This window comes from Curtobacterium sp. S6 (assembly GCF_000710345.2).
Taxonomy (GTDB): Bacteria; Actinomycetota; Actinomycetes; order Actinomycetales; family Micrococcaceae; genus Rothia.
In genome coordinates this window covers 1-24660 of record NZ_KL537414.1, presented here as the reverse complement: position 1 = coordinate 24660, position 24660 = coordinate 1, and the positions used below count along the sequence as shown (strand labels likewise).

20 protein-coding genes and 1 tRNA gene are annotated in these 24660 nt (G+C 63.9%); 4 read left to right on the top strand and 17 right to left on the bottom strand.

Annotated elements, in window-relative coordinates; genetic code table 11:
• Window positions 1-90 precede the first annotated feature (90 nt).
• Window positions 91-381, top strand: coding sequence for a WXG100 family type VII secretion target (locus CURSPS6_RS09530; RefSeq protein WP_030015803.1), 291 nt, complete (start codon window positions 91-93; stop codon window positions 379-381).
• A 4-nt stretch (window positions 382-385) separates the two neighbouring features.
• On the opposite strand, the gene CURSPS6_RS09525 is transcribed toward CURSPS6_RS09530, so the two are convergent.
• The 7 genes from CURSPS6_RS09525 to CURSPS6_RS09495 all read right to left on the bottom strand — a co-directional run bounded on the left by CURSPS6_RS09525 (window position 386) and on the right by CURSPS6_RS09495 (window position 8129).
• Entirely contained in the window at window positions 386-1342 is a 957-nt protein-coding gene (locus CURSPS6_RS09525; protein WP_082470406.1) for a ribonuclease HI family protein, read from the bottom strand.
• Window positions 1343-1352: 10 nt separating this feature from the next.
• On the bottom strand, window positions 1353-2426 hold the full coding sequence (locus tag CURSPS6_RS09520) for an isochorismate synthase (RefSeq protein ID WP_030015801.1): 1074 nt from the start codon (window positions 2424-2426) through the stop codon (window positions 1353-1355).
• A 181-nt stretch (window positions 2427-2607) separates the two neighbouring features.
• Window positions 2608-3750: a methyltransferase domain-containing protein gene (locus CURSPS6_RS09515; protein WP_030015800.1), complete on the bottom strand. Its 1143-nt coding sequence runs from the start codon at window positions 3748-3750 to the stop codon at window positions 2608-2610.
• 42 nt (window positions 3751-3792) lie between these two features.
• Window positions 3793-5073, bottom strand: a complete 1281-nt coding sequence (locus tag CURSPS6_RS09510; protein WP_035811022.1) for an MFS transporter — start codon at window positions 5071-5073, stop codon at window positions 3793-3795.
• A gap of 178 nt (window positions 5074-5251) precedes the next feature.
• Window positions 5252-6886, bottom strand: a complete 1635-nt coding sequence (gene groL, locus CURSPS6_RS09505) for a chaperonin GroEL (RefSeq protein ID WP_030015796.1) — start codon at window positions 6884-6886, stop codon at window positions 5252-5254.
• Between the two features lie 330 nt (window positions 6887-7216).
• Window positions 7217-7804, bottom strand: a complete 588-nt coding sequence (locus tag CURSPS6_RS09500) for a LytR C-terminal domain-containing protein (protein WP_030015795.1) — start codon at window positions 7802-7804, stop codon at window positions 7217-7219.
• Window positions 7805-7916: 112 nt separating this feature from the next.
• Window positions 7917-8129 carry a DUF3263 domain-containing protein gene (locus tag CURSPS6_RS09495; RefSeq protein ID WP_035811020.1) on the bottom strand — a complete coding sequence of 71 codons (213 nt, stop codon included), beginning with the start codon at window positions 8127-8129 and terminating at the stop codon, window positions 7917-7919.
• 54 nt (window positions 8130-8183) lie between these two features.
• Here CURSPS6_RS09495 and CURSPS6_RS09490 point away from each other — a divergent pair, with 54 nt between their 5' ends.
• Entirely contained in the window at window positions 8184-8864 is a 681-nt protein-coding gene (locus tag CURSPS6_RS09490; protein WP_030015793.1) for a uracil-DNA glycosylase, read from the top strand.
• Between the two features lie 49 nt (window positions 8865-8913).
• Here CURSPS6_RS09490 and CURSPS6_RS09485 read toward each other — a convergent pair whose 3' ends face one another.
• From CURSPS6_RS09485 to CURSPS6_RS09440, 10 genes are all read right to left on the bottom strand, one after another.
• A complete protein-coding gene (locus CURSPS6_RS09485; protein ID WP_051687870.1) occupies window positions 8914-11043 on the bottom strand; it encodes a threonine/serine exporter family protein in 2130 nt (709 codons plus the stop codon).
• 78 nt (window positions 11044-11121) lie between these two features.
• Complete coding sequence (locus CURSPS6_RS09480) at window positions 11122-12237, bottom strand: lipid II:glycine glycyltransferase FemX (protein ID WP_030015791.1); 1116 nt, start codon at window positions 12235-12237, stop codon at window positions 11122-11124.
• A 213-nt stretch (window positions 12238-12450) separates the two neighbouring features.
• Window positions 12451-12729: an HPr family phosphocarrier protein gene (locus CURSPS6_RS09475; RefSeq protein WP_030015789.1), complete on the bottom strand. Its 279-nt coding sequence runs from the start codon at window positions 12727-12729 to the stop codon at window positions 12451-12453.
• Window positions 12730-12793: 64 nt separating this feature from the next.
• A complete protein-coding gene (ptsP, locus tag CURSPS6_RS09470; RefSeq protein WP_030015788.1) occupies window positions 12794-14491 on the bottom strand; it encodes a phosphoenolpyruvate--protein phosphotransferase in 1698 nt (565 codons plus the stop codon).
• Window positions 14492-14530: 39 nt separating this feature from the next.
• A complete protein-coding gene (locus CURSPS6_RS09465; protein ID WP_051687869.1) occupies window positions 14531-16675 on the bottom strand; it encodes a PTS fructose transporter subunit IIABC in 2145 nt (714 codons plus the stop codon).
• Between the two features lie 92 nt (window positions 16676-16767).
• A complete protein-coding gene (locus tag CURSPS6_RS09460; protein WP_030015786.1) occupies window positions 16768-17727 on the bottom strand; it encodes a 1-phosphofructokinase family hexose kinase in 960 nt (319 codons plus the stop codon).
• Window positions 17724-18515: a DeoR/GlpR family DNA-binding transcription regulator gene (locus CURSPS6_RS09455; protein WP_030015785.1), complete on the bottom strand. Its 792-nt coding sequence runs from the start codon at window positions 18513-18515 to the stop codon at window positions 17724-17726. Before CURSPS6_RS09455 ends, CURSPS6_RS09460 begins: the two co-directional genes overlap by 4 nt.
• Before the next feature lie 131 nt (window positions 18516-18646).
• Window positions 18647-19240 carry a histidine phosphatase family protein gene (locus CURSPS6_RS09450; protein ID WP_152978124.1) on the bottom strand — a complete coding sequence of 198 codons (594 nt, stop codon included), beginning with the start codon at window positions 19238-19240 and terminating at the stop codon, window positions 18647-18649.
• Between the two features lie 216 nt (window positions 19241-19456).
• Window positions 19457-19530 (bottom strand) — tRNA-Thr (locus tag CURSPS6_RS09445).
• A 120-nt stretch (window positions 19531-19650) separates the two neighbouring features.
• A complete protein-coding gene (locus tag CURSPS6_RS09440) occupies window positions 19651-20544 on the bottom strand; it encodes a DsbA family protein (protein ID WP_030015783.1) in 894 nt (297 codons plus the stop codon).
• Between the two features lie 163 nt (window positions 20545-20707).
• Between CURSPS6_RS09440 and otsB the strand changes: the two genes are divergently transcribed.
• Window positions 20708-23170, top strand: a complete 2463-nt coding sequence (otsB, locus tag CURSPS6_RS12380) for a trehalose-phosphatase (protein ID WP_082470402.1) — start codon at window positions 20708-20710, stop codon at window positions 23168-23170.
• Between the two features lie 68 nt (window positions 23171-23238).
• Entirely contained in the window at window positions 23239-24399 is a 1161-nt protein-coding gene (locus tag CURSPS6_RS09430) for a zinc-dependent alcohol dehydrogenase family protein (protein ID WP_321164036.1), read from the top strand.
• Window positions 24400-24660 lie beyond the last annotated feature (261 nt).

Below are 24660 nucleotides of genomic sequence, written 5' to 3'. Positions count from 1 at the left end.
ACGACGACGCGGGTCACGACCTACCCTCCTGATATCGGATCTCGCGGAACCCGTCCGCGGGAGCAATTCCACTCTTTGTAGGAGGACGTCATGGCCCAATTCGTCGTTGATTCCGAAATCATCGCCACCAAGACCTCCGAGGCCAGGGGCTTCATGGAACGAATCTCATCCGAGGTCAACGCGCTCACCGCGTCTCTCCAGGACCTTCAATCCAGTTGGACCGGCACCGCATCCGCCCAATTCCAGGAGGTCGTGGCCAGCTGGCGGCGGACGCAGTCTCAGGTCGAGGAGAGTCTCGGGCAGATCAATCAGGCGCTCGCGAGCGCCGGAATGAACTATGCGGAAACCGAGGCGGCCAACGCCTCGATGTTCGCGGGTTAGCGGGCTAGGCCTCGGGGGTGTCCTGCCGGACGGAGAGCTTCCAGCGGTCCCCCGCACGGGTCCACAGGCTCGACCGAAGTGCCGGGCCCCGGGGCGTCTCGACGCGGCTGACCACGAGTCCCACGTCTTCGGCCGTGGAATGGAAACTGACGATGTCCGGGGCACCCCGGAGGCCGAAGGCCTGCTCCGGGTATCGCAGCGCGGTATCCCGGCCCGCTCGCCGCCCCCTCACCGTGATCCAGACCAGCTCGTCGTCCAGGAGTGGTTCCAGGCGCGATGGGTCAGGATAGGTCGCCGGATCGCTGAGCTCCAGTTCGTGGCGTCGGGCGATCTCGCCGGACGTCTCCTGCGCACGGGAGGGTTGGTCCCCCGTCGGCGTGGACGCGACGTCCGTCGAGTCCCCCGATTCGTCGGTGGTGAAGCCCGGTCCCTGATCGGGCGAGCGATGCTTCTGGTAGGCCGTGGCGGCGGCCCGGGCCTTATCGTCGGCGTGTTCGTTCAGCTCGTGCCCTGCATGGCCCTTGACCCACTCGAATTCGTAGGTCCGGCCGTTCAGGGCGGCGTCGAGCTGTTCGAGGAGATCCCGGTTGAGGACCGGCTTCCCGTCCTTCTTTTTCCAGCCTTTCGCCTTCCAGCCGGGCATCCAGGCGGTGATGCACTTGATGACGTACTGGCTGTCGCACAGGATCTTCAGGGGGCGCTCCGGCACGGAGGCGGTTGCTTCCACGAGGTCTAAGACCGCTTTCAGCTCGCCCATGTTGTTGGTCCCGTGTGGCCAGCCACCGGCGCGCCAGCAGGACTCGTCGACGTACCAGGCCCAGCCGGCGGGCCCGGGGTTTCCGAGGGCGGACCCGTCGGCGGCCGCGACGATCGTCGATGGTTCGTCCGAGCCCTCCGTGGCTTCGTGACTGTTTCCTGGTGACGAGCGTCCGAGGCCCGCGGTGTTGCCCGAGGTTGTCATGGGTTTTACCTTACTGACCAAGTTCGGCCAGGTCGTTGAGCGTCAGTCCCAGGGCGGCGAGGAAGGTCGAGAGCTTGACCGCCGTCTCGTGATGCTCGCCCCCGGGGGTGGAGCCATTGACGATTCCCGCACCCGCGCACAGTGTCGCCGTCCGCGGCCCGACACGGCCGCTGCGCAGGTTCAAGGCCCATTCTCCGTTACCGTCAGGATCGGTCCATCCGACCAAACCACCGTAGAAACCACGGTCGTAAGGCTCGAGTTCACGAATCAGGTGGAGGGCCGCATTCCGGGGTGTCCCACAGATCGCCGGGGTCGGGTGAATCGCCCGGGCCGCGTCCAGCGCGGAGAGGCCCTCCCCGAGGATGCCGGTAATGTGTGTGCCGAGATGCCACAATTGCGGCGTCCCCACCAAGGACGGCGCCGGAGGCACCGTGAGCTCCCGGGATATGGGCCCCAGCCTCTGGGCGATGTCGTCGACCACCGTTGCGTGTTCGGCACGGTCTTTGGCCGATTTCATGAGCGCCTCGCCGGCCTGCGCGTCTTCGGTCGGCCCCGTCGACGTGGCGCGGGAGGCCGAGCCGGCGAGGGGTCGTGTGGAAAATTGCTGCTGATCGACGCCGACCACAAGCTCCGGGCTCGCGCCCATCAGGTATTCCCCCGTGGACTCGTCACGGACGCTGAACACGTACGCCGTCGGGTTCAACGCCATCAGATTCGCGTAAACGGCGGCCGGGTCCAACGGTGCGTCGTCGTAGTGCAGTTCCAATGCCCGGGAGAGCACGACCTTTTCGAGTTGTCCGTCGTGGATTCGCCGCACCGCCGAGGCGACGGCGTCGCGGTAGATCTGGCTGTCCACGCCCAGGCTTCCGGTGGGTCGCGCCACGGGGGCCACGTCCGCGTGATCGTCCGTGCGCGATATCCATCGGTAGGTTTCCGGAACCGCGAGCCGAGGCGCTTCGTCCGGGTCAAAGGGCAACAGGCCGACGACGATGGACTCGCGTTCCCGAGCGACGGCCAGACAGTTATCCGCGTCCACCGGAAGGAGCGCGCCGCCGGTCTCCAGGGTCCCGCGCGGAGATCTCATGGTGAACTCCGGCAACCGCTCGACGGGGCGTTCAGAGGTCGCCTCGGAGCCCGGCCGTCCGCTGGCTTCTGATCGCGGAGCTCTCATGCTCTCCGACGGGGTCATTGTCACGTTCCTCGGTCTCGTATCGATAGTGCCTGGACCATTTTAGCCCCGTTCCCGCCAGCGGCCGGTCGCGGATTTATGCTCCGGAGCGCCGCCGCAGAAGAACCATCGTCTCGGAGTGGGTGGTCTGCGGAAACATATCGAATAGCCGAGCCTCACACGGCTCATACGACGGCAGGGCATCCAGATCGGTCGCGAGCGAGGCGGCGTTACAGCTCGAGTAGATCACGGTGTCGACGGCCGCGGTCTCCAACCACCGCGCGGTCTCGGAACCGATGCCCCGTCGCGGCGGGTTGACAACGACGCACTGGGGCGACGACGCTCCCATCGTCGCAAAGGTCCCGGCATCCGCGGCGGAGAAATGGACGTGATTCAGCCCGGCGGCGCGGGCGCTGGACTTGGCGGCTTCAATGGCCTCGGGATCGATTTCGATTCCGTGCACTTCGGCCTCCTCGCCCAGGCGTTCGGCGAGGTGCAACGCGAATCCCCCCACGCCACAGAACAGGTCCCAGACGCTCGCCGGGCCCTCCTGCGCCGCCCAGTCGGCGGCCTGTCGGTACATCGCGGCCGCGATATCGGAGTTGGTCTGAAAAAAGCCGTGCGGCCGCAGGTGAAGATCGATGCCGTTGAGGGGCATGGGAAGGATCTGCTCGTCGGTGAGGGGCACCTCCTCGGGGCCCTCGGGCACGGCTTTGTGCTCCCGGAGAATATTCGCGCTGACCACCCGCAGGTGAGGCAACCGACCGAGCAACCCGGGAAGGGCCCGACGGATCGGCACCACGTACTTTTTGCTGCGCACCACGAATCTGACCATGAGCTCGCCCCGAGGGGACACCGTCACGATGATGTTCTTGAGTTCGCCCCTCCGGGTGGAGATGTCGTAGGGAACGAGGCCATGATCCCGGATGAATTCCTTGAGGACCGGCATGACGCGGGTGATTTCTGCTGGGTACAGACCGCATTCGCTGAGGTCGGTGCCCCTGCCCCGACGGTCCACGATGCCCAGGTTCGGGTCCTCGGCGCTTCCGGTCACCACCATTTTGGCTTTATTGCGGAAGCCAGATTCACGGCTGGCCATGGGCGAGGCCCACCGCAATCCCGGGCGGTCTCCCAGGATTTCGCGCACCTTGATCTGCTTGTCCTCGAGTTGGCGTCCGTAGGGGACGCCCATCCTCACGCAGGAGCGGCAGAGGTCGGCGGAAAAATAATCACAATGCATCGTACGTCCATGCTAGTGCCGCCGACGGGCCCGAGAAATTCCTCAGCGGCCCACCGGCCCGGCTCCCGATCGGCCGTATCGCATGAGCTTTTCTCCCGCCGACCCCAAGAGGAGCACGCACGTCAGCCAGATCGCTCCCGCGGGCCCCACGGGCGCGACCACGGCGCCGGCGACCAAGGGGATGATGACCTGTCCCACACGATTCCCGGTCAGCCGTACCGCCAATGCCGGGGACCTCCACGCCTCGGGAACCGAGGTGATGATCATCGTCATGGTCAGCGGTTGCGCGAGACCGATGAAGAATCCGCCGACCAGCAGAAGCACGAGAGATAGGGGGATCACGTCGATGACCGGTGGCACCGCCGCGACGGTCAACGAACCCATCACGAGGGAGACGATCACCAGTTGACTCCGATTCCACCTGCGAGACAGCGCCGAGATCATCGTGCGGGAAACGATGGAGGAGAGGCTTCGGACCGCGAGAAGCACCCCGATCCACATCGGGGACACGCCGGCCCTCTCCCCCACGAGCGGAAGAAATGAGGTCAGGATGTCCATGATCGACAGCATCGCGAGAGAGGCGAGAATATGCGAGGCGACCCCGGGGCGCCGCAGCACCCGCAGGGTCGTGGCCCGCGGAGGTGCGTCGGGATCGTTCCCTCGGACGCCGGCCGAGGCTCCCTGCCCGGAGGGCCCATCGGATGTCACGGGACGAGAGCCCCCGGACCTGCCGGGAAGAACGACCGGCAAGAGCATCAACGGGATGGACGCGACGGCGCAGGCCACGCCGATCCACGAGGCCGTGGCGACATCGTGCAGGCGTTGGGCTTGGGATGGCGCGGCGTGTAGTCCCAAGATCCAACCGCCGATCAAGGGGCCGACCAACTGCCCCGCCGAAAGCCCCGCGGTGGTCCATCCGAATCCCTGATCCAGTTCCGAGTCTTTCGCGTACCGAGCGACCGCGGATTGGGAGCCGATCTGCGATGCCAGATGTCCCATTCCGTACATCACGCTGGCCACGACGATGGGCCATATTCCGCCGGCAAGGGCCAGAACGGCCGCGCCCACAGCAATCAGGAGGCCGCCACCCGCGACCAAGATCCGAAGACGCCTCACCCTTTGCGCGAGCCGGCCCAGGGCGATGGCGGCGAAGACCGGAACGATCGCGTAGGCCGAGGTCACCAGCCCGATCACGGCCGGCGGGGCGTCCAACGCGATGAGCTTGTAACTCGTCAGCGGTCGCACGAGGTTCAGGCCGGTCTGAGACAAGAACATGAACCCCACCAAAGCCCACAGCCACGCTTTGCTCTGCCTCTTCGTCATGGGCCCTTCCTCGGTTCGTCCCGCCGTCGTGTGATGAACGTGTTCACCCTACGCCCGCACGCCCCGCAGCACGCGCAGTGGCTCGGCCGAACCACCCGAGAAACGCAGAACCCCCGCACGAGCCGAAGCTCGTGCGGGGGTTCTGGCCGTCAGATGTCTCGGTCGAAAGGACCGAAGGTTACATCATGCCGCCCATGCCGCCCATGGCGTCCATGCCCTCGGCACCGGCGCCGGCGTTCTTCTCCGGCTTATCGGCCACAACGGCCTCGGTGGTGAGGAACAGACCCGCGATGGATGCGGCGTTCTGCAGTGCGGAGCGGGTGACCTTGACCGGGTCGTTGATCCCTGCGCTCATGAGGTCCTCGTACTGGCCGGTCGCGGCGTTCAGACCGTGACCCTGTTCCAGGCCCCGGACCTTGTCGGCGACGACGCCCGGCTCGAGACCGGCGTTCGAAGCGATCTGCTTCAACGGAGCGTCCACGGCGACCTTGACGATGTTGGCGCCCGTGGCTTCGTCACCCTCGACCTTCAGGGTCTCGAAGGCACGAACACCGGCCTGGATGAGGGCCACGCCACCGCCGGGGACGATGCCCTCTTCAACGGCGGCCTTGGCGTTGCGCACCGCGTCCTCGATGCGGTGCTTGCGCTCCTTGAGCTCAACCTCGGTGGCGGCACCGGCCTTGAGGACGGCGACACCGCCGGCGAGCTTTGCGAGACGCTCCTGGAGCTTCTCACGGTCGTAGTCGGAATCGGTGTTGGCGATCTCGGCGCGAATCTGCGAGACGCGGCCTTCGATCTCCTCGGCGGAGCCCGCACCGTCGACGATGGTGGTCTCATCCTTGGTGACAACGACCTTGCGAGCCTGTCCCAGCAGGTCGAGGGTCGCGGTGTCGAGGGAAAGACCGACCTCTTCGGTGATGACCTGGCCACCGGTCAGGACCGCGATGTCGGCCAGCTGGGCCTTGCGGCGGTCGCCGAAGCCGGGAGCCTTGACCGCGGCGGACTTGATGGATCCACGCATCTTGTTCAAGACGAGCAATGCGAGAGCTTCGCCCTCGACGTCCTCGGCGATGATCAGCAGCGGCTTGCCGGACTGCATGACCTTCTCCAGCACGGGGACGAGGTCCTTCACGTTGGAGATCTTGGAATTCACGATGAGGATGTAGGGATCCTCGAGGACGGCTTCCTGGCGGTCGGCGTCGGTCACGAAGTAACCCGACAGGAATCCCTTGTCGAAGCGCATGCCTTCGGTGAGCTCGAGGTCCAGCCCGAAGGTGTTGGACTCCTCGACGGTGATGACGCCTTCCTTGCCGACCTTCTCCATCGCCTGCGCGATGAGCTTGCCGATCTCGGGGTCTCCGGCGGAGATCGAAGCGGTGGCCGCGATCTCTTCTTCGGTTTCGATTTCCTTGGCCGAGGAGAGGAGCTCCTGGGTCACGGCTTCGACGGCCTTTTCGATCCCGCGCTTGAGCGAGAGCGGATCGGCGCCGGCCGCAACGTTGCGAAGTCCCTCGCGGACCAGGGCCTGGGCCAGAACGGTCGCGGTGGTCGTGCCGTCACCGGCGATGTCGTCGGTCTTCTTGGCAACTTCTTTGACGAGCTCCGCGCCGATCTTCTCGTAGGCGTCTTCGAGCTCGATCTCCTTGGCAATGGACACACCATCGTTGGTGATCGTGGGAGCGCCCCACTTCTTTTCGAGAACCACGTTGCGGCCGCGCGGCCCCAGCGTGACCTTGACGGCGTCGGCAAGGGTGTTCAGACCCTTTTCGAGTCCGCGACGGGCCTCTTCATCAAAAGCAATCAGTTTTGCCATGGCGGTTGACGTCCCTCCTGGACGGTAGACGGATGCGTCGTCCACGGTGCCCGCGACGGACGGCCGGACTTCCCCTCGCGCTCTGGGCGACGGGCCACCTGGCCTCACCGTGGTGACTGAGTCTGTGCTCATCCCCCTGCTCCCACTCAACCCACGACACCTGGCGAAAGCCCGGCCACCGTGGATATTTAGCAGTCGAAGAGGATGAGTGCTAACCCCAATCTTGGCACTGTGCCGCGGAGAGTGCAAACGATACGGGCCTACTTTCCCGGCCTTCGCTCAGAGCACAGCACCCTCCCGCGTTCAGCCTTGGAGGGGTTATCAGCAGGGCTACTGGGCGCCGTTTCCCGCACCGTCGTGCTCCGAGAGAACGACGACAACCTCGTAGTTGTATCCGGTCGCCTCCTGGACATTCTGAATGCCGAGCTTCTGCGCGATCGCTTTGGCCTGGGCCTCCGAGCCGCTGGCGTAATACACCACCGAGGCGTCCTCCGCCCCGCCTTCCCAGTTGCTGACGTCGGAAATCGTCCACCCGGCCTCGCGCAGGGTCGACGCCGCCTTGGTCGCGACCCCTTCCTTGGAGGCGTAGTTGTACACCCCAACGCTCGTCGACGAGTCGGGCTCGGCGCTTCCCGCATCGCTCGAGGAGGGCGTCGATGACTCGCTCTGTCCGTCCCCAGACGGCGATGACGAGGAACTCGACGAAGAGGCCGACTGCCCCGCGGCCTCGGGGCCGGCCGTTTTGGGGGACAACAGAAAGAACAGCCCGCCGATCACCAGGGCGCAGATACCCGCGACGATCACCGCGGCGAGATGCTTGTACCCGCCGGTCTTCTCCGGTTGCTCACCCCGATAGGCGCCGCGGTAGGGCGAGTCCCAGGGGACGTCGTCGAATTCATCGTGCTCGTGCTCGGCCATACCTGTCCTCAAAGTCTGATGGGCGCACCCTACGGTGCGCATGCGGCCCAAATTCTAAGCGTATCTTTTTTTGACCGTGAGATGGTTTGCGGCCTTCCGATACCCGGAATGGTTAGCCATCCCGGTGATCCCGGAGACGCCGCATCAGCGCCGGCTCCATCCGGATGGCACGTTCGTCATCGATCAGTCGGTTGAGCCGCATGTAGTACTCCGTGCCCGATATTCCCAATTCGGTGCGAACGGCGCGCTCTTTCGCCCCGGGGTACTTCCACGGTCTCTTCTCCATCGCGATGATCGCGAGGTCGACTTCGGTCAATGATTCCACGCCGTTAGTCTAGGGAGAATCAACGCCGTCGACGAAACCTCGTAAGGAATACTCATGCCCGTCAAACCCCTGGACCAGATCATGGCAGCGGATTGGGCGGAATCTCTGCAGCCCGTCGAACCAACGATCCGCCAGATGGGCCGGTTTCTCCGCGAGGAGCACGACAACGGCCACGCGACCCTTCCGGCTTCGGAAAATATCTTTCGCGCATTTCAGGAACCGATGTCATCGGTGCGGGTTCTCATCATCGGCCAGGATCCCTACCCCACTCCCGGGCACGCGATGGGCCTATCCTTTTCCGTCAAGGACGACGTCCGACCCCTGCCGCGATCCCTCAAGAACATCTATCAGGAGCTCCAATCCGACCTGGGCATCACTCCCCCGGAACACGGTGACCTGTCGAGCTGGTCTCATCAAGGCATCATGCTGATGAACCGATGCTTGTCCGTTCGCGCTGGGGAAGCCGGATCGCACAGGAACAAGGGTTGGGAAGCCATCACCGATGCCGCGCTCGACGCCCTCGGCGCTCGGGACCAGCCGCTCGTGGCGATCCTTTGGGGCCGCGACGCCAGGAATGCCGGGTCTCGGCTCGGGCCTCAGGTCCCCAAGATCGAATCGGTGCACCCCTCGCCTCTGTCGGCATCACGAGGTTTCTTCGGATCGCGCCCCTTCAGCCGGGCGAATGCCGCGTTGGAATCGCTGGGCCAGCAACCCGTGGATTGGACCCTTCGCTGATCGGACCAAACGAGGTCGCCGACGACGCGCATCCGGTTCGTGGGCGGCCTCAGTTGCCCAGCGGATCCGGCTCTTGTTTGCGTCGACGGACCAGCTTCCGTCGGGTCTCGGGGTCTTTGCTCATGAACGGCCTCATCAGATAGTTGCCCAACACGACGGATGCGGCCATCGACATGATGATCGCGCCAGCGTTGAGCATCGGAATCAGGCCCGTCACGGGATCGATGTTGACCGTCAACGTATACATCCCGCGGAAGATGGTGAGCCCGGGCAACAGGAATGTCAGTCCCGGAACGGCCAAAACCACCTGTGGAATCAGGTGCCGCTGAGCGATCAGTGCCGAGGCACAGCCGACGCCGATCGCTCCGAGCATGGACGTCATGCGCCCACCGGCTCCCGCCAGCGCGAAGAGATGGAATACGGCCAGCCCGCAGAAACTGCTAAATACCCCGGGGAGAATATGTCGCGGCTTGACCTGCACCGTGATGGCGATCAGCGCGGTGGCGATCAGCATGAAAACGATGTTGACCAGGGGCTCCGCCCCGGAGAACACCACGCTGTCGACCTCGATCTCTCGAAAGCCCAAGCTGGTGGTGATCGACACCGCGATCGCGATACCGACGATGAGCCCGGTAAAGGATAGCCCGGTGGCGATGAGCCGTCCCGCGGAGGTGACGGGAAACCCATTGATCGCGTCCTGGATCGTCGAGACCAGCGTGAGCGTCGGAAGAAGCATGATGAGGCCCGAACCGACGATGTGCGCAGGCGAAACCGGGGCACCGAGGGCATAGAGAACCATCGCGATGAGGGTCACCAACGCGGAACAAGCCGCCATGGTGAAGAACGACGGGATTCTCCAGGCCGCGAGTTTGCCGGCCATGAACTGGACCACGGTAAAGGTCAAAAACGAGACGATCGCGCCGAGCCACGTGCCACCGATACCCACCGTGAGCACGCCGGCGGCGGACGAATTGCAGAGATTCACGAGCCACCGCGGATACGGCTTGGGCTTGGAGAGTATTCGGGCCAAGCGCCGCTCGGCCTCGGCCCTCGACAAATCGCCGTTGGTGATCCTTTTGACCAGCCGATGTGTCTCCGTCAGGCCGGCGTAGTTGTCGGACCAGGAACGAACCACGCGTACCACCGTGTGGCTGAAGACCTCGTCGCTATTGGCCGCGACGCCGGGACTGTCTTTGGTCCCGTCCGACTCCGAAATGTAGTTGATGATCACGGACTGGTTGGTGATGTCGACATCGACGTCTTCCACCCCGTAGGTCGCGCACGTCGCGACGATCGCCGTTTCGACATCGCGGGAGTCGGCCCCGAAATGGAACATGGTTTCGGCCAGTCGCAACGAGAAGTTGAGGGTTCTGCGAACCTCCGTGCGTTCCTTAAACCGTCGGGGATTCGCAAACGGGGAATTCGCCAACCGTTCCACGACGCGCATCGGCGCGGTGGGGAGGTTCTCCGACTGGATCATGCGGCGCAGGCCGAAGCCTCGGCGCCCTCCTCGCGGCACAGGGGGTGCGGCCTCCGCGGAAGGATAGCTCGCGACGGAGACACCCGCATCCGGCTTCTCCTCCGCGGCATACGGCGTCGCGTGAGCCCTCGTGGCGGCGGGATCCGAAAGATCCTGGGTATTTCGGAAGATGTCCTGCGGGGCGGTGCGGGTCGCGGCGATCCGTTCGGCGTCGTGCACCCCGGAACCCTGAGTCGCGGCGCTCAAAGAATTGGGTTCAGCCCGCGGTTCCGGGACATCCGGGGTGTACGCGCTGGAGCCGTTTCTCACGCCCTGCGGGGCATCCGACGTGACCGACCCGGTACGGTTCTGGTCGGCACCGGGTCGGTCCTCGCGCCCGAATCCCGCGGACGGATCGACACGGGGAATCGAGGTGACGAATGTTTGGTGATCGCCGGATTCCCCCTCGGCGGGTATGCCAAAGGGATCTTCGTAGCTCGCGGGGCGTTCGTCGGTCTCGGTCCTATGGGTGGGGGTTGAGACCGGATCACCCGACGGTTCGACGGTGGGTCGGACCGTCGTGGAACTCGAGAACGGGTCCGAGTACACGTCCTCCGACGTATCAGGCCCGAAAGGATCCGAGGGGGTCTCGGCCCCTCGGGAGATGCCCGATGAAGGGTAGGCACCCGTTAGGGGCTCACCCTCCGTCCCTTGGCTCATCTGCCCTCCTCATACTCTGTTCCTGTCACGGTAAACCCCGATCCTGTGACCGCGGTTGATGCCGACTGGGTCATCGGCTTAGTAGAACGGCTGCTGAGTGCGACGCCACCAGATCTGACGCATCACGCGTTCCACGATGGTCACCCACGCTTTATAAGCGGCCGGGGATAAGACCTGGTCGTAGACGCCCACAAAGTCGACCACGGTTTTGGTGAAGCTCGTTTTGAACAAGCCGAGACCGTAGTAGCTGTGCTCCTTGTTCTTCAGCTCGGCCTTCGGGGGTGTGCCGCAGAAGTCGTATTCCTGGATTCCGTAGTCGTGCATCAGATCCGTCATCGCGGTCCACTGCACCAGGTGTGAGTCACCGTATTGCTTGCGACGCGGCTTGGATCCGCCGTCTTTGTACGTTCCTTTGCGGCCATAGCGGATGACGTAGGCGCCGACGGACGGTTCCCCATCCTCGTAGGTGAAGTACAGCCTTCCCTGACCTGCTGCGGCGAAGGTCGTCCAGAATTCCTTGTAGTACTCAAAGGACCGCAGGTTGACGTTGGCGTGCCCTTGGCCGACCGTGTCCATGAGGGAAAACATCTTCTTCATGTTCTCTTCCGTCAATTCCACGCGTTCCACCTCGGCGCCTTCGCGCTTGGCACGGCGGACGGCATTGCGTCCTCGGGAATGCAACGATTTCAGCACGGATTCCTCGTCGGAATCGGTCGCCAAAATGGCGGTCGAATCATTCGGCTGGATGTTGAACTGCTTGACCAGCCCGGCGCGATTCAAGAACGCCGCGTTTTCCTCGGAATCATAGATATCCGGTTCGATCTTCACCGCGAAGACTTTGAGCCCTTGGTCCCGCACGAATTCGCGATTGGCGTCCATGATGGCCGGAATGTCACGGATATCCGCGACGTCGGGCCCCTTGATCATGTACCACAACTTGCCCAGCAACGGGATCGATTTTTCGAGGATCAGGTTGTAGCTGGAAACTTGGCGATCTTCGATGGTGCCGTCTTCGGTCCGGACCTCGGTGACCCCCTCGTACACGAGGTGCAGGGGCTTCCAGCCGTGTTGGGCCTTCACCGAGGCAAACGACGCCGATTGCAACAGGTTGCCGCCGTTGGGGTTGGCGGTGACGTGGTCATCCCAGTGATTGATCTCGTGATCGGTCGCGAATCGAGCGGTGAAGTGTCGCAAAGAATCCTCATCTGCCGTGCGCGGAGGTGCTCTCCGCGCCGTGGTTGGTTGACCCGGTCGGCGGGCTGTTCTGTCCCCCAGTTTAGGCGGACCACATTGAGAAACACATGCAAAGGCCCGAGACCCCGACCACGTGGGTCGGCGGTCCCGGGCAACTGCGTGCGTGGCCGGCGGCCGGGCCCTCGGGCCCGGCACGAATCCGGTGGAGCGGAATTACTCGGCGTCGTGATCCGTCTCGAGGATCTTGACCAGGCTATCCAGAGCTTCCTCGGCTCCCTCGCCCTCGGCACGGAGGACGACCTTGTCGCCGTGTTTGGCGCCCAAGGACATGAGGGACAGGATCGACGAGGCATCCATTGCGTCGTCGGCCGACTCGCCTTCACCCGCGATGGTGACCTCAACGGGGAGGTCGCCGGCGGCTTCGGCGAAAATCGCGGCCGGGCGGGCGTGAAGGCCGACGCGGCTAGCGATGGTGGCGATACGTTCTGCCATGATTGTTCTCCTTGATTATGGGGTCATGCGGGTTCACCGGGGCTCACCCTGAAATCCGGACTGATTACAGACCGAGGTCATCAAGGATGGGCAGCTCCGCGCGGGCCACATCCTTAGTCTCTTCAGCCGATCGCGCGTCCATCACCTTGGCCGCGATCTGCTGTGCTTGTTCCAGGGTAACGGATTTGAGCACCGCGGCGACGGCCGACAAGGACCGAGTGTTCATCGACAGGGCGTTGACGCCGAGTCCGACCAGCACGACGGCCAGGGCGGGATCGGCTGCGGCCTCGCCGCATACCGAGACCGTCTTGGTGCGGCCCGTCGAGGCCTCGGCCCGCTTCGCGCCTTCAACCGTCAGCTGAATCATCTTCAGAACGGCGGGCTGCCACGGATTGTTCAGCTCGGCCAGCGCGCCCAAGAGCCTGTCGGCCGCCATGGTGTACTGCGTCAAGTCATTGGTCCCCATGGACACGAAATCGACCTCGCCGAGGATGGCCTCGGCCGTTACCGCCGCCGACGGCGTTTCAACCATCACGCCGTGAATGTTCAGATCGGCTTCGCGCAGCATGCGGGCAAAGTCGCGGGCCTCCGGGGCGGTCGAAATCATGGGAGCCATGACCCACACCTCGGCCGACGATTCCTTCGCCGCGGAGGAAATGGCCTCGAGCTGGCGCCCGAGCACTCCCGGGGTGGTCCAGTCGGTGCGGTATCCGCGGACGCCCAGGGCGGGGTTCGGCTCGCTGGAGTCGGTCAAGAACGGCAGCGGCTTATCGGCACCCGCGTCGAGGGTCCGCACCACCACGTGCTTTCCGGGGAAGGCGTCAAAGACGGCCTTGTATTCGACGGTCTGTTCCTCCACGGAGGGTTCTTCCTCGCGGTTGAGGAATGCGAATTCCGTTCGGAAAAGACCGACGCCTTCGGCTCCGTTCTCGGCAGCCGTCTGCGCCGCTTTGCCGTTGCCCACGTTGGAGTACAGCGGGATGCTCGTGCCGTCGGAGAGCAGACCCGTTCCGTCGAAAGCCGGAATTTCCTTGCGGTTGGCGTACTTCTCGGCCAGGCGCTCCTCGGTCGCGCCGGGAGTGATGACGACCGTACCGTCGGTGGCGTCCACGTACACCTGCGTGCCGTTCGGCACCTGGGTGGCCCCGGTGGCCGCGACGATGGCCGGAAGGCCCAGGTCACGGGCCAGGATCGCGGTATGCGCTTGGGGTCCGCCTTCGGACGTCACCAGAGCGATCACCTGTGCCGGATCGAGGGTCGCCGTGTCGGCAGGGGCCAGGTCCTCCGCGATAAGGACAAAGGGCGCCTCGGATTCCGGGATCCCGGGGGCGGGCTGGTCGGTGAGCTCAGCGACAATACGCGACCTCACGTCCAGGATGTCCGTGACTCGCTGGGCCATGTAACCGCCGAGTTCCTTCATCTGCGACGCGTAGGCCCCCGCGGCCTCCCAAATGGCCCTCTCCGGCGTGTACTGCTTTCCGGTGATGAGTTTGCCGGCGTTCTTGAGCAGAGCCTTGTCCCCCGCCATCAAGGCGGTGGACTTCAGCACGGCCGCGGCGTTTCCGGACGTCCGCCCGGCGCGTTCCTTGAGATTGTCTTTGACCCGGCCTGCGGCCCCCTGGAGGCGCTCGATGGCCGCCTCCGGGCTCTCGCCCTCCGAGAGGGTCGATCCGACCGCGGGTTCCTGGATGGGTTCCGGCATCTGCAGAACCGGTCCAATGACACGTCCGGCGGAAACGCCGACTCCTGTGAGCTTCTTCATGATGATTAGTCCTTACTCGAAATGCTCTGAGCGGGTGGTTCAGGCGGCCGAAGAGACGCCTTCGGCTGGTGCCTCATCGTTCGTGGCGTTTCCGATCCGCTTGAGAATCAGATAGATGATCGCGGTGATGAGGGAACCGACGATCACGGACACGAGGTACATGGGCCAATTGTCCACCAGGAAGAGGATCCAGACACCACCGTGCGGTGCCGGCGAAGCGACGTGACTTCCCATGCAGATCGCGCCGGCGATCGCGCTGCCCACCACGGAGGAGGGAATCACGCGCAACGGGTCCGCCGCGGCGAAGGGAATGGCGCCCTCCGAGATGAACGAGGCGCCCAACAACCAGGCCGCGCGCCCGTTCGAGACCTCTGCCTGCGTGAAGTACTTCTTGCGAACCGACGTGGCCAAGGCCATGGCCAAGGGGGCCACCATGCCCGAGGCGATCACAGCGGCCATGATTTCCTTCGACACGTCCGTTCCGGCAGACAGCCCGGCCGTCGCGAACAGATACGCGGCCTTGTTGATCGGTCCGCCGAGGTCCGCGCCCATCATGGCGCCCAAAACCAGACCCAGGACCACGGCCGAGGCGCCGGACATCGACAAGAGGAAGTCGTTCAGGACGGTCATGATCCAGGCGATCGGCTGCCCCAGGATCAAGAACATCAATCCGCTGGAAATCAACGTGGCCAAGAGCGGGATGATGACCACCGGCATCATACCGGCAAGCCAACGTGGGAGCTTCGGTTTTGCCAGCATAAAGGCGACGAATCCGGCCAACAGGCCGCCCACGATGCCGCCGAGGAAGCCCGCGCCCACCATATTGGCGACCAAGCCCGCGGCGAAGCCTGGGGCGATGCCGGGACGGCTCGCCATGCCGTAAGCGATGAACCCGGCAAGAGCCGGGACGAGCAGGCCGATCGCTTGAGTACCGATGACGTTGACCACGGCGGCAAGATAGTTCCAGAGACCCGCATCTCCCGGGTGGAAGAGCGAGGCACCCTCGCCGGTCACCGAGCCATCCTTGATCCCCAGGATGTCGTTCGCGTTATTCGCGATCTCGTAGCCACCCATGATGAACGAGATGGCGATGAGCAGACCGCCCGCGGCGACAAACGGAATCATGTACGAGACACCGGTCATCAACGACCGATAAACCCGAGATCCCCAGGAGCCGTCCTCGGACGATGCGGACGAGCCCTCCGAACGCGATCCCGAGACCCGACGGGCTTGGGGGTTCTCCGAGGCCTCGATCGCCTCGTCGATCATGACGCCCGGCTCATCGATGCCCCGTTTAACCGGAGACTCCACGACGGGCTTTCCGGCGAAACGTTCCCTGTCACGAACGTCCACCGAGGCGGCAAAGATGACCGCATCCGCGGCGTCGATGACCTCCTGCGACAAGACCTCGTTGCCGGAAGAACCCTGGGTCTCGACGTCGAGACGCACGCCCTTCTCTTCGGCCGCCTGAGCAAGCGAGTCCGCGGCCATGTACGTGTGGGCGATGCCCGTGGGGCACGAGGTCACCGCGACCAGCCGCTTCATCGCGGAGTCGGCACCGGCCGTCGCGGGCGATGCTTCGCGATCATCGTCGCTGCCCTGTGCGGCCTCGGCCGAGGCCCCGGCGGCACCTGATGCCGAGGCTGCCCCGGTCGAGCCAGTGGCTGCGCCGGTCGAGTCGTTGTGAGCGGGGTTGGCCGACGGGTCAGACCCCGAGGCCTGAGGCGTCGGCGCGAGCCCGAGGGCCCCGTCCACCAGATCGACCACGTCCTGCGGCTTCGTGGCGCTCCGCAACGACGCCACGAAGTCCTTCTTGACCAGCGAACGCGCCAGCTTCGAGAGAAGGGTCAGGTGCTCTTGATCGGCACCTTCCGGAGCGGCGATGAAGAAGATCAGGTCTGCGGGACCGTCCTTGGCCCCAAAGTCCACGCCGGGAGCCGGGCGGGCCATCGCCAGCGTCGGCTCGGTCACCGCGGCGGAGCGGCAATGCGGAATCGCGATGCCACCGGGAATCCCGGTATCGGTTTTCGACTCTCTCGCCTTGGCGTCCCGGAAGAGGTCTTCGAGAGACGATGCACGGCCCGCGTCGACCACACGATCGGCCAGGTGACGAATGACGTCGAACCGATCGTCGCCCAGGTTCTCATCCAGCGTCACGAGCTCCGCTGATATCAGTGCGGACATGAATCTCCTTGGTGAATTTGAGTCGGGGAGCCCAGGCCTTCTCTGAGGCGTCCATGCTCCGGTTGCTGTTCGGGGGGGAAACTCGCGTGTCGCTAGCCCAACGAGGTGACGGTCACGGCGTCGGGGTTGGTCTCTTGCAGCGACGGAACCTGGGTTCCGGGCAGAGAGGCCGCGGCGGACCCGTGGGCGACGGCCTGGACAAGGCAGTCCCGCGGGGATTTCCCCGCCTCGTCGGCCAGGAGGAAACCGGCGAGGGAGCAGTCCCCCGCACCGACGGTGCTCCGGGCCCTGATCGGCGCGTGCTGGGCGTACCACGATCCTTCGGGGGTCACGAGAACGGCCCCCTTGGAACCCATCGTCGCCAGAACCGAGCCGACGCCGCGGTCCACGAGCTGCCGGGCGGTTCGGGCCGTGGCCCGCGGGTCGTCTTCGAGCGCCCCGCCGTCCCCCGGCCGGCCCACCAGTTCCGCAAGCTCTTCGGAATTGGGCTTGATCAGGTCCGGGAGGCCGTCCTGTCCGTTAAGGGTGTCTCGTAACGACGCACCCGAGGTATCCACGGCCATCCGCGGCGCCTCGTCCCCGAGGACCTCACGGACCGCTCGCGAGACCACGGCGTAGTAGTCGCTCGGCACTCCGGGCGGCAGTGAACCGGCCAGCACCAGCCAGCTCGCCCCCTTGGCATCGTTGATGAGCAGTCGTGTCAATTCCCGCTGGGCGACGTCGTCGAACGGCTCGCCGGGAGCGTTGATCTTGGTCGTGGTCCCGTCGGGCTCCGCAATGGTCACGTTGGTGCGGATCGGATACCCCGTCGCGAGGTTGGAATACCGGACGTTGGCCTCGGTGAGGCCTGCCAGGACGGGGTCGCCGTCGTCGCCGGGAAGGACCGCGACCGTCTCAACGCCGCTGACGCTCAAGGCGCGCGCGATGTTGACACCTTTGCCTCCGGGATCGGCCACGGAACGGGTTGCGCGGATAACGGTCCCCCGGGCCAAATCGGCGGGGATCTCGACGGTGCGGTCGAGACTGGGGTTCGCTGTCAGGGTGACGATCATGCGATGAGAACCTCTACGTTCGCTTCTTCCAGGGCGGAGGCCAGGGATCCTTCCGGGGCCTTGTCCGTGATGAGTGCATCGATGTCCGGCAGCCCGGCGAAGCGGACGAGCGACTCCTGCCCAAACTTGGCCGAGTCGCACAGCAGCACGACCCGGCGGGCCGAACGAACGATGGACGTCTTCACGATGGCCTCGTTGAGGCCTGGGGTCGAAAGACCGAACTCTTCGTCGAGTCCGTTGACCCCGATGAGTGCAATATCGGGTCGAATGGTGGAGAAATGGTCGGCGGCCCGCGTCCCGACGGCGGCCCAGGTCATTTTCCGCAGCTGCCCGCCCACCAGGTCCAGGACGATTCCGTCCGCTTCGGCTAGCTTAACCGCGATGTGCAGGGCGTGGGTGATAATCAGGCGGTCCGCACCGGATTTGAGCGAGAAGTCCGAGGAGGCGATGATGTCGGCCAGGATTTCGGTCGTGGACCCAGCGTCAAGGACGACGGCGCCGGCATCGGAGTCTTGAAGCAACTGATAGGCGCACGCGGCGATGCGCTGCTTTTCGGGGGTGTTGACTGTCTGCCGGGAAGAAATGCTGGATTCGACGGCGGTTGACTGTTCGACCGTGACCGCTCCACCGTGAACGCGACGCAGTTTTCCGTCGGTCTCTAAGGCGGCGAGATCTCGCCGAACGGTTTCCATGGTGACGTCGTACCGACGCGATAGGTCGGCGCCGTTAACGCGTCGGGCGCTACTGACCAGCTTGGCTATCTCCGCCCGTCGTTCCTCAGCGAACATGGTACAAACACTCCCCAGCGATGACTACGGGGACAGTCCCGTCTGTGCATTCTTGATTTTATGTGGCTTTAAGTGGCCTGGTCAATGGGAACGTGTGGGAACGGTCATGGTCACAGGCCTCCGCCGATGGTTCAGTCGAGCTCGAGGCTCTGTGGATCCCACGCGAAAAGACCCTCGATATCCACCTCGATCGGCGTCGCGTTGGGGACGTGCTGACTCCAGTCGCCCGGGGTGGTCGCGATGAGTGTCCGGCGGATCAGGGTCCCGTGGCTGACGACGAGAAGGTTCTCTCCCGGATGGTCCATCACGAGTTGCTTGAAGGTCGCGACGCCACGTCGGTAGACATCGCCCTCGGGTTCTACGCCGTCGAAGAGATCCTGCGGGTGTCGCGAATCTTCAAAGCTGAGAGTCTCACCCTCGGCCGTACCGTACGCGCGTTCGATGACTCCGGGGATCGTGTGGATCTGCCCTATTCCGACGTACTCACCGATGATGCGTGCGGTCTCCTGGGCGCGGGAGAGCGGCGAGGAACCCAAGAAGTGCCACGAGGCGTTCTGCTCGGCCAACGCTTGGCCGGCCTCGCGGGCCTGCTGCCGGCCGGTATCGTTCAACGGGATGTCGGAGCTTCCCTGCATCCGCCCGGCCTTATTCCAGTCGGTCTGCCCGTGACGCACCACGACGAGTCGTCCGCTCATCACTGGCTCTGCCGTGTCTCGATCGTTCACTAGTGGCTCCTTGCGCGTGGGTACTGCGCATTCGATTCTACCCGGGTGTGTTGTTTGGTGTGGACTCGTGTGTGCGTCCCCGCCTGTCGCTTTGCCAACCCGAGGGCGTGACGGCGCGATCCTCCCGCCTTCGCCGACGCGCCAAGCCCGCGCCGGAGGCACGCACAAAAATCCCCGACTCACCGCTCGAAGGGAGGTGTGCCGGGGATTTCGCCGAGCCCCCTGCCGGATTCGAACCGGCGACCCTCTGTTTACAAGACAGATGCTCTGGCCAGCTGAGCTAAGGAGGCGTGCTCTCGCGGGTCATTACATTACCTGGAACGCCGCGACGATCCCAAACGCGCCTCGGGTCGCAGAAAGGGAGGGATGCAACGCCGTATGGCGTCGCATCCCTCCCCCGATCAGCCCGGCTACTTACCGGACTTATCCTTGATGACTCCGCTGAGGAAGTCGCTGAAGCTACCGTTGCCGTACTTCTTGCTGTCGGCGTACGTGGTCGGCGTCCCGGTGATCCCGTTCTCTTGGGATTCCTTGACGGTGACGTTGACCAGCGGACGGTACTTGTTGTTGTCCAGGTCGTCCTTGATGTCCGCGCCGTACTTCTTGGCGAGGTCGGCCAGCTTCTGGTTGTTCATGCCTCCCTGGCCCTGGTGGGAGAACATTTCGGCCTGCCAGTCCAGGAACTGCTCCGGCGAGACCTGCTCCGCGACGGAATAGGCCGCCATCGCGGCACGGGAGGAATACTCGGTGCTGGTCTCCTGGTCGAGGAAGTTCAAGTTGCGGATCTCGAGCTGGATGTCACCGTTGAGAACCTGCTTCTTCAACTGCTCGCCGTTCGTCTTTTCAAACTCGGCGCAGTGGATGCAGTTGTAGTCCTGGAAGATGGTCACCTTGACCGGTTGCCCGTTCTTCTTGGCGTCGTCCTCGGACGGCAAGCCCACCGGTAAGGTTGCCGGCTTGCCGCTGGACTGGTCGTCGGCCGGGCCGGTTTCACTGGAGGTCTTGAGATCGTTGATGTCTCGAGAGTCGACATCCGAGGTGTTCTTCTTGATGCCGTCCTTGGTCACGACGATGCCACCGTATTGGTTGGAGCTCGCCGCGACCGGGCCCGAATCGGGGATCTCGGCCTTCTTGTTGTGCTGGTATACGGCCGCAATAATGCCGATGATGACCACCAGCACGACAACCGAGGAAATTTGCCACCACAAGCGCGATGAGTTCTTCGCGTGCTTGCTCTGCTTTGCAGCGACCTGACGCGCCTTTTCCCGCGCCTCGCTACTCCGCGGCGAAGAGGAGGATGCCACGTTATGCTCCCTGTTCGTTTGGATGATCAGTACAAAACCACAGATATTCTAGCCGAGCCACCTGAAAGGCCGATGAGTGAGTTGACGGAGTCTCTCACGCCCTCCTCCTGACGCCCAACTGCGGATAGTCTTAGAGTCAGACTGGGTCGAAGGGAGAATCAGTATGCACCACACTGCGAATGCGCACCAGAACCAATCGAGTGCACGCGATACAAGCGAGGGTGGTTACGACTTCGTCGTCGTGGCCAATCGACTGCCGGTGGATCGATCCATCGATGAGGACGGAAATTCCACGTGGCGCCGTTCGCCGGGCGGCCTCGTCAGCGCCCTGGCCCCCGTCATGGCGGCCCACTCGGGCGCATGGATCGGCTGGCACGGTGCGTCCGACGAAGATTTGGAGCCCTTCGATCACGACGTCTTCCACCTGGTACCGGTGCCGTTATCCGAGGATGAGGTCCGCCGTTACTACGAAGGCTTTTCCAACGCCACCATCTGGCCGCTCTACCACGACGTCATCGCTCCGCCGGAATTCCACCGTACGTGGTGGGACACCTACCGGGCCGTCAACCGCCGCTTTGCCGAGACGGCAGCCGGCAGCGCGGCCCAGAACGCGACCGTGTGGGTTCAGGATTATCAGCTCCAATTGGTTCCGGCGATGCTTCGCCATCTGCGGCCGGACCTGACGATCGGATTCTTCGACCATATCCCCTTCCCGCCCCTGGAGATTTTCGCCCAATTGCCGTGGCGTAAGCAGGTGTTGACCGGCTTGCTCGGCGCCGACCTCCTTGGCTTCCAGCGCCCCGGAGACGCCAGCAATTTCCGACGCTGTTGCGACAAGATCCTCGGCGTTCAGTTCGACGACGAACGAGCGGAAGTCACCCAGACCCCGCAGGATCAGAACGAGGACGAAGGCAACGAGAGGTACCGTCGCGCGTATACCAACGCGATGCCCAACGTCACCTCCCGACGCCGTGCCCGCAAGGAACGTCTCAACCAAGACCTGCCCACGTGGATCACGAGGGCAACCTCCTATCCGATCTCGATCGACGTCGAAGCCGTGACAGAAATGGCCTCCCGGCCGTCGACCAAACGACGAGCCGAACAGATCCGGCAGGAATTGGGCAACCCGGAAACGGTCTACCTCGGCGTCGACCGGCTCGACTACACCAAGGGAATCCGCCACCGCCTCAAGGCTTACGGTGAGCTCTTGAACGACGGTGACCTCACCGTCGAGAACTCGACGATGATTCAGGTCGCCAGCCCCTCCCGCGAGCGGGTGGCCTCGTACATCGAGCTCAGGGAACAGATTGAAGGCATGGTCGGTCGCCTCAACGGGCAGTTCGACACGATGGCTCACACCGCGATCCGCTATCTTCACCATGGTTATCCCTTCGAAGAGATGATCGCCCTGTACCTGGCCACGGACGTCCTCGTCGTCTCTTCACTCAGGGACGGTATGAACCTGGTGGCCAAGGAATACGTGGTGAGCCATCTCGATCACACGGGCGCGCTCGTTCTCTCCGAATTCACCGGCGCGGCCGAGCAGTTGCCCGATGCTCTCCAAATCAACCCCCACGACATCGACGGCTTCAAGGAAGCCCTGCTTTATGCCAAAAATATGTCGCTCGAGGAGCGCCAATATCGAATGAAGGCGATGCGGGAACAAATCTTCGCTCACGACGTCGAAGACTGGTCCATGCGATTCCTCGACGACCTGGCCCGGACCCGTGACGATGATCTCGGCCCCGAGCCCAAGACCGATGAGCTCCCGATGGTCGGAGAAGTCGACAGGGGCCATGGGCCGTTCCCGACACCGGCCGTCGAAGACGAGCTTCAGCGTGCCGCAAGCGCCGAGAGGCTCCTGATTGCGATGGATTTCGACGGAACCCTCGCGCCCTTCACGACCGTTCCGGACGAGGCGCGGGCACTGCCGCTCTCGCAGTCTTCCCTCGAGGACCTGGCCGAACAGCCGGATACGTTCGTCGCTTTGATTTCCGGCCGGCCGATCAGCTTCCTCAAAGAGGTGGCCGATCCCCACGGCAAAATGCTGCTGTCAGGTTCCCACGGTGGGGAGTTCGACTATTCGGCCATGGGGCACAGCTCGCCCGAACTCAAGCTGACCGACGCGCAGCAAGAGGCGCTCCGTCGCGCGACGGAGGCCGTCGAGGATCTGGTGCAGCGTTATCCCGGCTCCGAGATCGAGCATAAGCCGGCGGGCGTGGGGTTCCACACGCGCACCATGGCGGACAACGACGCGGCTCAGACCGCAGAGGCGGAGGCCGTACGCACTCTCAAGGACATTCCTGGAGTTCGCCTCTCCCCCGGCCAGTACGTGGTGGAGTGCGCAGTTCTCGAGGTCACCAAGGGGGACGCTATGGGTCTCTTCAAAGAGTTCACCCACGCCGACACCACGATCTTTGCCGGTGACGACCTCACGGACGAGAACGCCCTGGAAGCTCTCGGACCGCAAGATCTGGGGATCAAGGTGGGAAGGGCGGAGTCCATCGCCAGAGTACGGGTTACAGGCCCCGAAGCGATGTCCCACGCTTTGGCTCGTCTTGCCCATTTGCGCCGGAAGCACACCAAGACGCTCCAGGAGGTTGAGTCGGCAACCTCGACCGACTAACCCGCGCAAGGAAAGCACACAAGGGGCCCAGCTTCGACGGATGCGTTGGAGCTGGGCCCCTTGATGTCGTGACGCATCGTCAGCGGATCAGACGGATACATAACGTAAACTTTAAGTATCGTGACGAAGCGATCAGAGAGGTAATCATGTCCGAGTCCATGAAAGCGATGACCTACTACGGAGAGCACGACATCCGCTTCGAGGAACGACCTAAGCCGAGTCTGATCGACCCGACCGACGCCATCATCCGCATGACCAAGACGACCATCTGCGGTACAGACCTTGGTATCTACAAGGGGAAAAACCCAGAGATCGAGGCGTCCGCCCGCGCGGCAACGGGCGCCTGGAATGGAAGAATACTCGGTCATGAAGGCATCGGTGTCGTGGAGGCGATCGGAGAATCCGTCACCTCCGTCAAACCGGGAGATCATGTACTCGTCTCCTGCATCTCACGATGCGGGGCCTGCGAGAACTGCCAAAGGCAGCTGTATGCGCACTGCCAGCGCGGTGGTGGCTGGATCATGGGATACATGATCGACGGGACGCAGGCGGAATACGTGCGAACCCCGTTCGCCGACAATTCACTCTTTAAATTGCCCCCAACACTCGACACCGACGTCGCCGTCTTCCTCTCGGACGCCTTGCCCACGGGCCACGAGGTCGGGGTTATCAGCGGCAATGTCACCCCGGGGAGCGACGTGCTCATCGTGGGCGCCGGCCCGGTCGGTATGGGGGTCCTCCTGACCGCGCAATTCTATTCACCAGCCAGCATCATCGTCGCCGACATGGACGACAATCGACTCGAAATGGCCAAGACAATGGGCGCAACACATACGGTCAACCCGGGGGCTCATGACCTTGCCGGAGTGGTCGCCGAGGTGACCGGCGGACGCGGCGTCGACACCGCCATCGAAGCGGTGGGGCTCCCCGCGACCTGGAATCTCTGTACGCCCAACGTCAAGGAGGGCGGCCACATCGCCGTGGTCGGTGTCCACGGGAAACCGGTCGAGTTCGAGCTCCAGAAGCTGTGGATTAAAAACCTTACCGTCACGACGGGGCTGGTCTCCGCGAACACCACTGGCATGCTCATGAAAGCTGTCCAGAACAGTCGTCTGCCCATTTCCTCCCTGGCCACCCACCACTTCGCCTTCGAAGACCTCGAGAAGGCATGGGACGTGTTCAAAAATGCCGCGGATTCCAAGGCCATGAAGGTCATGATCGATCTCTAGATCAGGCCCACGGAGAGACGCGGCGCCTTAACGCAAAAAAGGTGCCGACCGGCCCAGGAATTCCCTCGAGACTGGTCACCTCACTGGTGACTATTTCTCGCCGGTTCCTGGGCCCGTCGGCACCCTCACAACGTCAGCAAACAACGCGCACCCTCGCGAAGGGGTGCTTAAACAGGTGTGGTGTGGGGGTCACAACCCCCACACCACACACTCACAAAAATATTTTCGGCGGCGACCTACTCTCCCACACACCTACCGGGT

Coding starts and splice junctions, on each gene's coding strand:
- CURSPS6_RS09460 (WP_030015786.1), bottom strand. CDS start 17,727: ATGATCGTCACCCTGACAGCGAACCCCAGTCTCGACCGCACCGTCGAG.
- CURSPS6_RS09520 (WP_030015801.1), bottom strand. CDS start 2,426: ATGAGATCTCCGCGCGGGACCCTGGAGACCGGCGGCGCGCTCCTTCCG.
- CURSPS6_RS09485 (WP_051687870.1), bottom strand. CDS start 11,043: ATGAGCCAAGGGACGGAGGGTGAGCCCCTAACGGGTGCCTACCCTTCA.
- CURSPS6_RS09465 (WP_051687869.1), bottom strand. CDS start 16,675: ATGTCCGCACTGATATCAGCGGAGCTCGTGACGCTGGATGAGAACCTG.
- CURSPS6_RS09455 (WP_030015785.1), bottom strand. CDS start 18,515: ATGTTCGCTGAGGAACGACGGGCGGAGATAGCCAAGCTGGTCAGTAGC.
- otsB (WP_082470402.1), top strand. CDS start 20,708: ATGCACCACACTGCGAATGCGCACCAGAACCAATCGAGTGCACGCGAT.
- CURSPS6_RS09510 (WP_035811022.1), bottom strand. CDS start 5,073: ATGACGAAGAGGCAGAGCAAAGCGTGGCTGTGGGCTTTGGTGGGGTTC.
- ptsP (WP_030015788.1), bottom strand. CDS start 14,491: ATGAAGAAGCTCACAGGAGTCGGCGTTTCCGCCGGACGTGTCATTGGA.
- CURSPS6_RS09530 (WP_030015803.1), top strand. CDS start 91: ATGGCCCAATTCGTCGTTGATTCCGAAATCATCGCCACCAAGACCTCC.
- CURSPS6_RS09475 (WP_030015789.1), bottom strand. CDS start 12,729: ATGGCAGAACGTATCGCCACCATCGCTAGCCGCGTCGGCCTTCACGCC.
- CURSPS6_RS09515 (WP_030015800.1), bottom strand. CDS start 3,750: ATGCATTGTGATTATTTTTCCGCCGACCTCTGCCGCTCCTGCGTGAGG.
- CURSPS6_RS09525 (WP_082470406.1), bottom strand. CDS start 1,342: ATGACAACCTCGGGCAACACCGCGGGCCTCGGACGCTCGTCACCAGGA.
- CURSPS6_RS09490 (WP_030015793.1), top strand. CDS start 8,184: ATGCCCGTCAAACCCCTGGACCAGATCATGGCAGCGGATTGGGCGGAA.
- groL (WP_030015796.1), bottom strand. CDS start 6,886: ATGGCAAAACTGATTGCTTTTGATGAAGAGGCCCGTCGCGGACTCGAA.
- CURSPS6_RS09500 (WP_030015795.1), bottom strand. CDS start 7,804: ATGGCCGAGCACGAGCACGATGAATTCGACGACGTCCCCTGGGACTCG.